This window comes from Amorphoplanes digitatis (genome assembly GCF_014205335.1).
GTDB lineage: Bacteria > Actinomycetota > Actinomycetes > Mycobacteriales > Micromonosporaceae > Actinoplanes > Actinoplanes digitatus.
Map to the genome: position 1 here is coordinate 5,873,573 of NZ_JACHNH010000001.1, position 11,830 is coordinate 5,885,402.

10 protein-coding genes are annotated in these 11,830 nt (G+C 72.9%); 5 read left to right on the plus strand and 5 right to left on the minus strand.

Translation table 11 applies throughout. From position 1 onward, the window contains the following. Positions 1 to 61 precede the first annotated feature (61 nt). From BJ971_RS25805 to BJ971_RS25825, 5 genes are all read left to right on the plus strand, one after another. Positions 62 to 1,294, plus strand: a complete 1,233-nt coding sequence (locus tag BJ971_RS25805) for an MFS transporter (protein WP_203709106.1) — start codon at positions 62 to 64, stop codon at positions 1,292 to 1,294. Then, a complete protein-coding gene (locus BJ971_RS25810; RefSeq protein WP_184995790.1) occupies positions 1,291 to 2,319 on the plus strand; it encodes a YeiH family protein in 1,029 nt (342 codons plus the stop codon). Before BJ971_RS25805 ends, BJ971_RS25810 begins: the two co-directional genes overlap by 4 nt. A 9-nt stretch (positions 2,320 to 2,328) precedes the next feature. Continuing rightward, complete coding sequence (locus BJ971_RS25815) at positions 2,329 to 3,510, plus strand: acyl-CoA dehydrogenase family protein (RefSeq protein ID WP_184995791.1); 1,182 nt, start codon at positions 2,329 to 2,331, stop codon at positions 3,508 to 3,510. A 24-nt stretch (positions 3,511 to 3,534) separates the two neighbouring features. Further along, entirely contained in the window at positions 3,535 to 6,828 is a 3,294-nt protein-coding gene (locus BJ971_RS40700) for an eCIS core domain-containing protein (protein ID WP_203709105.1), read from the plus strand. A 69-nt stretch (positions 6,829 to 6,897) separates the two neighbouring features. Beyond that, a complete protein-coding gene (locus tag BJ971_RS25825; RefSeq protein ID WP_275411345.1) occupies positions 6,898 to 7,431 on the plus strand; it encodes a DUF1707 SHOCT-like domain-containing protein in 534 nt (177 codons plus the stop codon). Between the two features lie 46 nt (positions 7,432 to 7,477). Here BJ971_RS25825 and BJ971_RS25830 read toward each other — a convergent pair whose 3' ends face one another. The 5 genes from BJ971_RS25830 to BJ971_RS25850 form a co-directional block, all read right to left on the minus strand. Continuing rightward, positions 7,478 to 7,993 (minus strand): hypothetical protein, encoded by a 516-nt coding sequence (locus tag BJ971_RS25830; protein WP_184995793.1) that lies wholly within the window; start codon positions 7,991 to 7,993, stop codon positions 7,478 to 7,480. A gap of 90 nt (positions 7,994 to 8,083) precedes the next feature. Further along, positions 8,084 to 8,548, minus strand: a complete 465-nt coding sequence (locus tag BJ971_RS25835) for a VOC family protein (protein ID WP_184995794.1) — start codon at positions 8,546 to 8,548, stop codon at positions 8,084 to 8,086. Between the two features lie 40 nt (positions 8,549 to 8,588). Further along, the gene (locus BJ971_RS25840) at positions 8,589 to 9,959 is read right to left on the minus strand and encodes a B12-binding domain-containing radical SAM protein (protein ID WP_184995795.1); all 1,371 of its coding nucleotides are present in this window, start codon (positions 9,957 to 9,959) and stop codon (positions 8,589 to 8,591) included. Between the two features lie 53 nt (positions 9,960 to 10,012). Further along, positions 10,013 to 11,161, minus strand: coding sequence for an acyl-CoA dehydrogenase family protein (locus BJ971_RS25845; RefSeq protein WP_184995796.1), 1,149 nt, complete (start codon positions 11,159 to 11,161; stop codon positions 10,013 to 10,015). 2 nt (positions 11,162 to 11,163) lie between these two features. After that, complete coding sequence (locus tag BJ971_RS25850) at positions 11,164 to 11,826, minus strand: TetR/AcrR family transcriptional regulator (RefSeq protein ID WP_184995797.1); 663 nt, start codon at positions 11,824 to 11,826, stop codon at positions 11,164 to 11,166. Positions 11,827 to 11,830 lie beyond the last annotated feature (4 nt).

Below are 11,830 nucleotides of genomic sequence, written 5' to 3' on the forward strand. Positions count from 1 at the left end.
TGTTGCCTCCATCACGCCGCCCGTGGCCGATAAGGACCAACGCAGAGACAGGAGGCAGGTCGTGGCAATCGACGTCGCCGCCCCGGCCCGCCGGGTCTTCCCCTGTGTCGTCTTCGCGCTCACGTTCGGGCTGCTGCTGTCGGACTACATGTCGCGACAGGTCCTGTCGGCGGTCTTCCCGTTCCTGAAGCAGGAGTGGGGCCTCACCGACACCCAACTGGGCAGCCTGACCAGCGTGGTCGCCCTGACCGTCGGCGTACTCGCGGTGCCGCTGTCGCTGGTCGGCGACCGCTGGGGCCGGGCGAGGTCGGTCGTGCTCACGGCCGTGGTCTGGAGCCTCGCGACGATCGGCTGCGCGCTCGCCGCCGGCTACGGCCACCTGCTCGCCGCCCGCCTGCTCATCGGCGTCGGCGAGGCCGCGTACGGCAGCGTCGGGCTCGCGATCGTGCTGGCGGTGTTCGCGGCGCGCCGGCGGGCGGCCCTGACCGGCGCGTTCATGGCCGGCGGGTCGTTCGGCTCCGTGCTGGGCGTCGCGCTCGGCGGCGTGCTCGCGGCCCAGTTCGGCTGGCGCTGGGCGTTCGCCGCGATGGGCGTCCTCGGCCTCGTGCTCGCCGGCCTCTACTGGGCGGTGATCGGCGAGCGCCGGCTCACCGCGTACAAGATCGAGGAAGAGGGAAGCGGGCAGCGGCGCGCCAAGCTCTCCACGCTGTTCTCCACGCCCGCGGTGGTGCTGGCCTACCTGGGCGGCGGCCTGCAACTGTTCATCGCCGGTTCGCTGTTCGCCTGGCTGCCGAGCTACTTCAACCGGGGCTACTCGATGGCGCCGGACGCGGCGGCGAAGGTGGCCGCGGTGTTCATCCTGATCATGGGCGTCGGCATGATCGTCTGCGGCGCGGTCGCGGACCGGGCCGACAGCCAGGCGACGGCGGCCATCGCCTTCTGCGTGCTGTCCGCGGCCTCCCTGGCCGCGGGCTTCGCGCTCGAACCGGGCGGGGCGCAACTGCCGCTGCTCGCGGTGGGCTGCTTCTTCGCCGGCGGCTCGACCGGTCCGACCGGCGCGATGGTGGCCCGGCTGACCCACGAGTCGATCCGGGCCACCGCGTTCGGCACGTACACCTTCTTCAACAACCTGCTGGGCCTGGCGGCCGGGCCGCTGGTAACCGGCATCCTGGCCGACCGGCTCGGCCTGGAGACCGCCATGCGGTACGTCCCGCTGGTGTCCGTTGCCGCCATCGCGCTGCTGATCGCGGGGCGGGCGGCCTACCCGTCCAGCCTGGCGCGGATCGCGCGATGACCGCCGTGCACGTCGCCGTCGCGGCTCCGGACCGACAGCGCCCGGCCGGGCTGATGCCCGGCCTGCTGGCGGCCGCCGCCGGGCTCGGCGGCGCCGTCGCCCTCCACCGGCTGGTGCCCGCGGTCGGCATCCTCACCTGGGCGGTCGCCCTCGGCGTCGCCGCCGCGAACCTGCGGGTGCTGCCCGGCCGGTGCCGGGCCGGGCTCGGGCGGCTGACCAGGCGGATGCTGCGCGCCGGGGTGCTGCTGCTCGGCTTCTCGGTGTCGTTCGGCTCCGTCGCGGCGCTGGGCGCGCCGGTGGTCGCCATCGTGGCCGGCACCCTGCTGGCCACCCTGCTGTTCACCACGTGGCTGGGCAACCGGATGCGGCTCGGCGGCGCGCGCAGCCTGCTCATCGGCACCGGCGTCGCGATCTGCGGCGCGTCCGCGATCGCCGCGATGGAGGACGCCGCCGGCGCCGACGACGAGGACGTCACGGCCGCCATCGCGATGATCACCCTGTTCGGCACGGTCGCGCTCGTCGGGTTCCCGCTGCTGCGCGGGCCGCTCGGCCTCGGCGACGTGCAGTACGGCGTCTGGACCGGCGCGGGCGTGCACGAGGTCGGCCAGGTCGTCGCGGCCGCCAGCCCCGCCGGCGCGGCCGTCGTCACGGTCGCGGTCGTCGTCAAGCTCACCCGGGTGCTGCTGCTGGCGCCGGTGGTCGCGGGCGTGAGCGTGCTGCGCCGCCTCCGCACGCCCGCCGAGGGCGGCGCCGCGGCCCGCCCGCCGCTGGTGCCGCTGTTCGTCCTCGGCTTCCTGGCCTGCGCGGCGCTGCGCAGCACCGGCGTCGTCCCGCAGGCCGCGCTCGGCGGGATCGGCACCCTCCAGGTGACCGCGCTCGGCGCGGCCCTGTTCGGGATGGGCGCGAGCGTGCACCTGGCCTCGCTGGTGCGCCGCAGCCCGGGCGCGATCGCGCTCGCGGCGGTGTCCACGGTGTTCGTCACCGGCGTCGCGCTCGGCGCGACAGTGCTGTTCGTACACGGATAAGGAGAAGACATGTTCCGGATCTCGGAGGACCACGAGGCCCTGCGCGAGGCGGTCCGGGCCGTCGCCCGGGACAAGATCGCCCCGTACGCGGCGGAGGTCGACCAGGCGGCACGCTTCCCGCAGGAGGCGTACGACGCCCTGGTCGCGACGGACTTCCACGCGCCGCACGTGCCGGAGCAGTACGGCGGGGCCGGCGCGGACGCGCTGGCAACCTGCATCGTGATCGAGGAGGTGGCCCGGGTCTGCGCCACGTCGTCGCTCATACCCGGCTGCAACAAGCTGGGCAGCCTGCCGCTGATGCTCGGCGGCTCCGAGGAGCTCAAGCGGCGTTACCTCACGCCTCTGGCCCGGGGCACCGCCGCGTTCTCGTACGGCCTGTCGGAGCGGGAGGCGGGCAGCGACACCGCCTCGATGACCACCCGGGCCACGCCGGACGGCGACGGGTGGATCCTCAACGGCCAGAAGTCGTGGATCACCAACGCCGGCTTCTCCGAGTACTACACCGTGCTGGCCGTGACGGACCCGGACGGCAGGCGCGGCGCCAACGTCAGCGCGTTCGTGGTGGAGAAGTCCGACGCCGGGTTCTCCTTCGGCGCCAAGGAGCGCAAGCTCGGCATCAAGGGCTCACCGACCCGGGAGCTGCACTTCGACAACGTACGCCTGCCGGCCGACCGCATGATCGGCGCGCCCGGCGAGGGCCTGAAGATCGCCCTGCGGACGCTGGACCACACCCGCGTGACGATCGGCGCCCAGGCGGTCGGCATCGCGCAGGGCGCGCTGGACTGCGCGCTCGACTACGTGAAGGAGCGCACCCAGTTCGGCAAGCGGATCGCCGAGTTCCAGGGCATCCAGTTCATGCTCGCCGAAATGGCCATGACCCTGGAGGCCGCGCGGCAGCTGGTGTACGCCGCCGCGGCGAAGTCCGAACGCGACGACCCCGACCTGCCGTTCTTCGGCGCGGCCGCGAAATGCTACGCCTCGGACGTCGCCATGCGGGTCACCACCGACGCGGTCCAGCTGCTCGGCGGGTACGGCTACACGCAGGACTTCCCGGCCGAGCGCATGATGCGCGACGCGAAGATCACCCAGATCTACGAGGGCACCAACCAGATCCAGCGGATCGTGATGGCACGCCAGCTGCTGGCACAGGGGCGTGCCCCTCTGGTTGCCCCGACGGCCCTCCCCCGGTAAGGGTCACCGCCCGACACTGAGGGAATGCCCGATCGGCAGCGCGAGGACGCACCCGTACCCGAGCGCGCGTCCGCGGCACCCGCCCGGAGCACGGACGGGCCCGACCCCGTGGCCGCCGCGCTGCTCGGGCTCCGGCTGGGCGGGGCGCAGATCCCGGCCTCGGTCGTCGCCCGCGCCACGCTGCCGAATCACCTGCTGGCGCCGCTGCTGTCCGGCCGCACACCGATGACCTCGCCCGGCGACGGCGTCGAGCGGGCCGCCCGGGAGGCCACCGGGGACGGCCCGGCGGTCGGGGCGCGGCTGCACACCGGCGACGAGGCGGCCTCGGTCGCCGCATTGTTGCAGGCCAGGGCCGTCACGTACGGCGGGGACGTCTACCTCGGCGCCGGGCAGTCGCCGTCCGCGGGGCTGCTGGCGCACGAGCTCGCGCACGTCCGGCAGCAGGCCGGCGGCGCGCCCTACTTCGCCCGCGACGACCTGACCCAGATGTCGATCGGCGCCGACTACGCGCACGCGCTCGGCGGTGATTCCCTGCAGAGCGCGATCGCCGACCTGCGGGGGCGGCTGCCCGGGCTCACCGACCCGGCCGACCGGATGGCGGCCGAGGGCAACCTGGCGGTGCTGGAGCAGGAGGCCGCCGCCGACGCCGACTTCTCCCGGGCGTACGCGCCGAGCGTGGTGGAGCTGGGCCCGGACGCGCTGGAGGCCTCGATCGGCATGTCCGTCGCGGCGCCGCAGTCGGTGGCGGCCGGGCCGATCGCCGCGGCCGGGCTCGTGCGCGACCAACTGCTCGCCGATTACGTCCGGCAGACCCGCGCCATGCTGCTGTTCCGGATGGACGCCACCGCGCAGTTCCTGGACACGGTGGCGCGGCAGAAGCTGACCAACCCGCAGGGCGCGGTCAGCGAGGAGACCGTGGCGATGCTGCGCACCGCGGCGGTCGAGGCGAACCGGCTCGGCGAGCGGGTGTGGATCTCCAAGCGGCTTGTCGACTCGATCGAGTTCCTGCTGGCCAACGAGCCGCCGCCGGGCAGCCCGGCGCCGCAGCTCGCCCGCGTGCAGACGATCGGCAGTCACCAGTACATCAGCCAGTTCTACGCGCACGGCACCATGCTGTCCCGGGGCTATCCGCCGGAGCTGCCCGACGTGCTCGCCGCCCTGGACCGGCTCGGGCTACCGCCGGCGGTGACCGAGGACGAGGTCACCGCGAGCATCCGCGAGTACCTGCATCCGATGGACGCGTGGGACCTGGGCATGGAGGTGATGGAGCGGCAGGGCCGGGTCGCCGACTGGGGACCGAACGTCGTCGGGGAACGGTACGAGTGGCAGGGCGCCAAGCCGTCCGACGACGAGATCCGGGCGGCCGGGGTGGCCGCGGCGATCGCCGACCCGCAGCGCCGCGAGGCCGAACGCACCATCCTGCAGTCGGTGCACCGGCCCGCACCCGAGGACGAGATCGGCGTCCTGGACATCGGCGCCGTCCATCCGGCGTACAACTACGTTGCCCTGCGGTTCGTGCTGGAACGGTTCCTGGCCGACGCGCGGGTGCGGCTGGCCGACGACATGGGCGCCCTGGACCGGCACCTGGACAGCGTGCCGCCGCTGCGCGGCTACGTCTCCGGCTGGATGGTGTTCCTCAACGAGTTCCTCAAGGGACGCGGCTACCGCCCCATCGTCGACCCGGACGAGGTCGACGCGAACAACGTGATCGCCAAGCTGAACGAGATCCTGGCCGCGCTGGCGAGCACCCGCGCCAAGGTGGCCGGCGACGACGACTACCTGTACGACTCCGGCATCATGCCGGCGCTCGCCCCGATCATCGACCTGTACGCGCAGGTCGACCCGAAGTACGGCGAGTGGATCCGCGCCGTCATCAAGAGCAACGACCGGTGGCGCGAGATCGTCTCGGTGCTGCTGGGCGCCGCCGCGCTGATCGGCTTCGGGCTGGCCGCGGTGCTCACCGGCGGGCTCGCGGTCGGCGGGCTGGCGGTCGGCGTCGGCGCAACGGTGGGCGGCGCGGTGCGCTCCCGCGGCCGGGCCGACGAGCTACAGGCGATGGCCCTGTCCGGCCTCGGTGGCTTCGACGCGGCGGCGGTGGCGAACTTCGTGGCCTGGATCGACGCCGCATCGGCGGTGCTGACGGTCGCACCGGTGCTGATCGGCGGCGTACGGGCGGCGGCCGGTGAGATGTCGGTGGCGCTGCGGGCGAGCCGCACCGTCGAGAGCACCGCGCTGGTCCGCGCCGGGCCGACCGGCCTGGTCTCGCTGCCGCGGGCCGCCGGGCGGACCCTGGAGTGGGAGTTCGCCGACGTGGTGTTCGACCCGCTGACCGGCGAGGCGCGGGTGTTCGCCAAGCACCTGAGCAGCGGCGAGATCTTCCATCTGCGGGTGAACCCCGCCACCGGCGACGGCACGCTCACCCACGTGGCGAGCGGCACCACCGTGCCGATCGCCGGCGGCCGTCCGGTGCCGGCGCGGCCGCTGCTCACCGCCGGCGACCCCGTCCCGGCCTCCACGAGCGCGCCCACGCCAACCCTCACGCCGGTGCAGCCGCAGGTGCTGCCCCTGACGGCGGGCGGGCCGGAGGGCGCGTTCACCGGCACCGTGCAGATCATCCGGCCGCTGGACGCGCAGACCCCGGTGTGGATCAACCAGGGCAGCCGGGTGTTCCACCCGCCCTGGTCGCGCGGGTACGGCATGGGCCAGGCGGGCCGGCTGGAGACGTACGAGCGGGCGCTGGCGCTCGGGCTGCGGATGACCGAGACGGGCATGGCGGTCACCGAGGTCACCGTCACCCCGTTGCAGGGCACCTTCGTCACGCTGCGCGGCGACCTCGAGCAGTTCCGGGCGTTCCTGCGCCGCACCACCGGCGTCGTCCGGGTGGACCTGCCGGCCAGCGCGGAGGCGGTGCAGGGCGGCACCGCGGCGGTGGCCCGCACCGACATCCCCGGCTTCGAGAACCAGCGCTGGGTCGGCGGATCGACGAACACCCGGGTGGTGCTGCGCGACCCGCCGCCGCAGGTGGTGCAGTCGCCGTTCAACACGCCGCAGGCGCACGGGCACGCCGAGGAGATGCTGGCCAACCAGATGATCCGCGACCTGCAGGGCCTGCCGCCCGAGACGCTGCGCGGCCGCACCATCCGGGTGATCGTCGAACAGGAGCCGTGCGCGTTCTGCATGGCGGGCATGGTCGACGCGGAGGCGCACGCCGGAACCCTGCAACAGTGGAGCCGGCAGTTGCCGCTGGTCACCATCGAGATCTGGAACGCGCGCACGATGCAGCTGCTGCGCATTCGCGGCGGCGCCGTCATCCCGTAATCCCTTACAGTGGCGAAATGAGCGAGGAGCTGGTGCCGCGCCCTCCCGAATGGCGCATGTCCGACGCCGATCGCAACCCGAGTCGCCGAGCGGTTGCAGCAGGCGCTCGGCGAGGGGCGTCTCTCGCTGGAGGAGTTCGAGCAGCGGCTGTCGGCGGTGCTGGCGGCGCGCACGTTCGGCGAGGTCGCGCCGTACGTCGCCGACATACCGGGCGGCACGGTGGTCGCCGCGCCGGCGCCGGAGTTCACGGAGCTGCGCACCACGGCCGCGACCCTGAAGCGCCAGGGCACGTGGGTCGTTCCCCGGCGGCTGCTGGCCACGGCCCGGGCCGGCTCGGTGAAGCTCGACTTCACCGACGCCGTCATCGGCCACAGCGTCGTCGAGATCGAGCTCAACGTCTCGGCCGGGACGACGACGCTGGTCCTGCCGGCCGGCGCCTCGGCGGACATCGACGGCGTGGAGTTCATCGCGGGCTCCGCCAGCGTGCAGGGCGTTCCCGCGCACGCGGCGGGTGCCGGCCGGCACTTCGTGGTGCACGGCAAGCAGCGCGCCGGCCGCCTGATCGTCCGCCATCAGCGCCGCTTCCTGCGGTGGCGATGGTGACGAGCCCTCCCGCCGGGGAGGGCTCGTCGGCTCGGAAGCGGATGGTTCAGGTGATGATGGAACCGGGCGAGAGGAACCTTCCCCTGATCGGCGGGTAGCCGTCGTTCCAGGTCACGACGGCATCCATGATGCTCTGTACGCGCCCCGAGGTGCCGTCGAAGGGCACCCGGTGATTGCAGGTCCCGGCCGCGCCGATGATCACCGGGCAGGGCAGCACCGGTGCGAGGATGACGCCGCGCTGGGCGATGCCGACGGTCATGAAGATGGCGTCGGTCTCGGACGCCAGCTGGCCGTCATCGGTCCACCGGCAGGCGACCGCCCAGGTCACGTTGAGGAAGCCGCCGGAAACGGTGACGTCGTTGCCGTAGCTGACGTCGCAGCGGATCGGGGCACCGGCGACATTCACGCTGATCGGCGCCGGCTTGGCGGCGGCGGCGCTGAACACGGCGCGCGGGCTGGCCGCCTGCGCGCCGGCCGGCGCGACGACGAGGGCGAGTCCGGCCGTCGCGGCGGCCAGGACGGCGAGGAGACGACGAAGAGGCGGTAACCGTCGCGGTTTCATGGCTCTCCTTGATGGATGGAGGCGACTGTGGTTACCGGTGATGTTTTCGGCGACGACTGGACCTCGGCTGGAAGTCGACTGGACGCCTCGTCAGTCGAGGCAGAACTCGTTGCCCTCGGGGTCGGTCATCACGATGAAACCGGCGCTCAGCGGGGGTGCGGGCTCGTCACGGCGTACCCGCTTCGCGCCCAGCGCGACGAGCCGGTCGCACTCGGCCTCCAGCGCCGCCATCCGCTCCTCGCCCTGTAGCCCGGGAGCCGCACGGACGTCGAGATGCACCCGGTTTTTCGCGACCTTCTCCTCGGGCACCTGCTGGAAGAAGATCCGTGGGCCTCTGCCGGTCGGGTCCTCGATGGCCGATCGCGTGTTGTGCTGCTCCTTGGGCACGCCGACCCGTACGAGGAAGTCCTCCCACGCGGCCAGCGGATCGGCGCCCTCGGGCAGCTCGACCCCGGGCGGCCCGGGGTGCACGTAGCCCAGCGCGTCGCGCCAGAACGAGGACAGCGCGCGCGGGTCGAGTGCGTCGAAGGTGACCTGGATGTCTTTTGTGTTCATGGCATCCACCCTGCCACCGATTGCGGACAGAACAGGACCGTTATCGGCGGTGGAACCTGTTCAGCGCCGCCTCCAGCAGCGGCAGGGCGCGCAGCACCTGACCGGAGCGGATGAGCGCGTCCCAGACCGGCTCGAACTTCTTCCAGCCGCCCGCGTACGCGAGATGGCGCAGGCGGTCGCCGCCCGGCTTGCCGGCGGCGCCGCGCCAGATGGCGGGCCAGGTGTAGAAGTTCCGGTACGCACGCCAGTAGCCCGCCTCGAGCTGCTCGGCGCTCATCCCGCGCGGCCGGTGCACGACGTGCCGGGTGTCGTACAGGTCCCAGTCGCGGTGCACGATCCGGTCGGCCGCGTCCATCCGGCGGAACAGGGCGGTGCCCGGGTACGGCGTCATGATGTGGAACGTCGCGGTCTCCAGCCCGGTGGCGACCGCCCAGTCGACCGTACGGTCGAAGACGTCGGGGCCGTCTCCGTCCATCCCGAAGACGAAGCTGGCGTTGATCATCGCGCCCGCGTCGTGCACCCGCCGCGTCACGGCCTCGTAGCTGCGGCCGACGTTCTGCCGCTTGCGCTGCTCGGTCAGGTTGGCCTCGTTGATCGTCTCGAAGCCGACGAACACGCTGCGCATCCCGGCCGCGACGGCCTTCTCCAGCAGGCCGGGCGCGAGGATCGCGTCGACCGTGCTCGCGGCCTGCCAGACCCGGCCCATGCCGGCCATGCCGTCGAAGAGCGCCTCGGCGAAGCGCCGGTTGCCGAACAGGTGGTCGTCGAGGAAGTACAGGTGCCGCCCGGGCAGCCGCTCGATCTCGGCGAGGGCGTCGTCCACCAGCTGGGTGTAGAAGGACCTGCCGCCGGTGAAGAACGCGTCCTTGTAGCAGAAGTCGCAGTGGTGCGGGCAGCCCCGGGACACGACGATCGAGTTGGGCACGAGATAGCGCTCCCGCTTGATCAGGTCGCGCCGGATCGGCGGTAGCCCCTTCAGGGTGCGCTCGGTGGACACGTACCGGCTCGCCGGCTCGCCGGCCCGGAAGTCGTCCAGGAAGCGCGGCCAGGTGTCCTCGCCCGGCCCGAGGAAGATCGCGTCGGCGTGCGCGGCGGCCTCGTCGGGCAGCGAGGTCACGTGCAGCCCGCCGAGCGCCACGAAGACGCCGCGCTCGCGGTACCGGTCGGCCAGCTCGTAGCCGCGCCGCGCCGAGGTGATGTACACCTGGATCACCACCAGGTCGGGCCGGTCGTCCGCGACCCGCGTGTCGATCCGCTCCACGTGCTCGTCGAGGATCCGCACCTCGTCGTCGTCGCGCAGGTAGCCGGCCAGCGTCGCCAGCCCGAGCGGCGGGAACAACGAGTACTTGACCGGGCGGAACAGCGGGCTGGTCGCCTCGGTCAACGCGGGCAGGATCATCGTCACACGCATGCCGGAAACGCTAGGCAGCCGATGTGGAGAATCGGCGCGGCAGCGGTGAAGGGTTAGTGGTCGTAGCCGAAGAGCTTCGCGGCCAGGTCGGCCATCACCTCGCTGGCGCCCGCGCCGATGCCGAGGATCCGGGTGTCGCGGTAGTGCCGCTCCACCTCCGTCTCGCGCATGTACCCCATCCCGCCGTGCAGCTGCACCGCCTCGTCGACCACGTACTTGCAGGCCTCCACCGCTGCGTTCTTCGCCAGGCACGCCTCACCGGCGACCTGGTCGCCGGCCGCGTGCCGGGCCGCCACCGTCCGGGTGTACGCGCGGGCCAGCTCGATGCGCTGCCGCATCTGCACCAGCTTGTGGCGCACCACCTGCCGGGCCACCAGCGGCTTGCCGAACGTCTCGCGGGAGCGCGCGTAGCCGAGGGTCAGGTCGAGGCACCGCTGCGCCACCGAGTACGCGTGCACCGCCGCGATGATCCGTTCGGGCACGAACACCTGGGCGATCAGCATGAACCCGCCGTTCTCGGCGCCGACCAGGTTGCGGGCGGGCACCCGGCAGTCGGTGAACGACAGCTCCGCGGTGTCCGAGCAGAGCCAGCCCATCTTGTCGAGCTTGCGCGACACCGAGAAGCCGGGCGTGCCCTTCTCGATGACGATCAGGCTGATGCCGGACGCGCCGGGGCCGCCGGTACGCACCGCGGTGGTCACGAAGTCGGCGCGGGTGCCGGAGGTGATGAACATCTTGGCGCCGTTGACGACGTAGTCGTCGCCGTCGCGGACCGCGGTGGTGCGCAGCGCGGCGACGTCCGAGCCGGCGTCCGGCTCGGTGACGCCGAGCGAGCAGACCACGTCGCCGGCCAGTGCGGGCCGGACGAACCGGTCGATCAGCGCGGGGTCGCCGGTCGCGATCATGTGCGGCAGGGCGATGCCGTGGGTGAACAGCGCGGCGTGGCAGCCGGACGATCCGCCCGCCTCGAGGAAGGCCTCGGTGGCGACGACCGTGTCGATGGTGTCGCCGCCGTCGCCGCCGTGCTCCTCGGCGAAGCCGACGCCGTACAGCCCGGCCTTGGCGGCGCGGCGGTGCAGGTCGCGCGGGATCTCGCCGGCACGCTCCCAGTCGTCGAGGTGCGGGGTGATCTCACGGCGGACGAACTGCGCGGTGGACTGGCGCAGCGCCGTCCGCTCGGTGGTCTCGAAGGGGTCGTCCATGATCAGATCTCCTTTGAACCGCGTTCGACGAGAGTGTCGGGGTCGCGCCGGCCGAGCAGGACGGCGCCGGCGCGCTTCCAGCGCCGGATGAGCACCTCCCGCTGGGCCAGGTCGCCGCTGACGATGCCGGTCATGGACAGGCCGGTGAGTACCTCGAAGCTGAGCTGCACCACGGTGGCCAGCCGCGGGTCGCCGGGCGCGGGGCCTTGCAACAGGTGCCGGGCGCGCTCGTGCAGCACCCCGAACACCTCCTTCTCCACCGGCATCAGCGCCGCGCGCAGCTCGGCGTCGGTGCGGGCGGCGGTCCACAGTTCGAGCGCGGCCCAGAACAGCGGCGAGGAGAAGTGCCGCCACATGATGTCGATGAGGGCGTCGAACTGGTCGGTGCCGCCGGGCGCGGTGGTCCGGACGGTGGCGATCTCGGCGGACAGCACCTCCAGCCGCCGCCGGGCGAGGTGCTGCACGGCCCCGACGAGCAGGTCGACCTTGGTCGGGAAGTGATGCAGCAGCGTGCCACGGGGCACGTCGGCCAGGGCCAGGACCTCGGCGGTGGTGGTCTCCGCGTATCCGCGTTCGACCAGGGACTGCACCGTGGCGTCGAGAATCTTCGACCGGGTCGCCTCGCGGCGCTGCGCCTGGGTACGCCGGCTCGGTTCCACCGTCACGGCA

What these genes read in the sequence shown, in the direction of transcription:
- BJ971_RS25810 (WP_184995790.1), top strand. Translation starts at nt 1,291, where the DNA reads ATGACCGCCGTGCACGTCGCCGTCGCGGCTCCGGACCGACAGCGCCCG.
- BJ971_RS25815 (WP_184995791.1), top strand. Translation starts at nt 2,329, where the DNA reads ATGTTCCGGATCTCGGAGGACCACGAGGCCCTGCGCGAGGCGGTCCGG.
- BJ971_RS40700 (WP_203709105.1), top strand. Translation starts at nt 3,535, where the DNA reads ATGCCCGATCGGCAGCGCGAGGACGCACCCGTACCCGAGCGCGCGTCC.
- BJ971_RS25830 (WP_184995793.1), bottom strand. Translation starts at nt 7,993, where the DNA reads ATGAAACCGCGACGGTTACCGCCTCTTCGTCGTCTCCTCGCCGTCCTG.
- BJ971_RS25835 (WP_184995794.1), bottom strand. Translation starts at nt 8,548, where the DNA reads ATGAACACAAAAGACATCCAGGTCACCTTCGACGCACTCGACCCGCGC.
- BJ971_RS25840 (WP_184995795.1), bottom strand. Translation starts at nt 9,959, where the DNA reads ATGCGTGTGACGATGATCCTGCCCGCGTTGACCGAGGCGACCAGCCCG.
- BJ971_RS25845 (WP_184995796.1), bottom strand. Translation starts at nt 11,161, where the DNA reads ATGGACGACCCCTTCGAGACCACCGAGCGGACGGCGCTGCGCCAGTCC.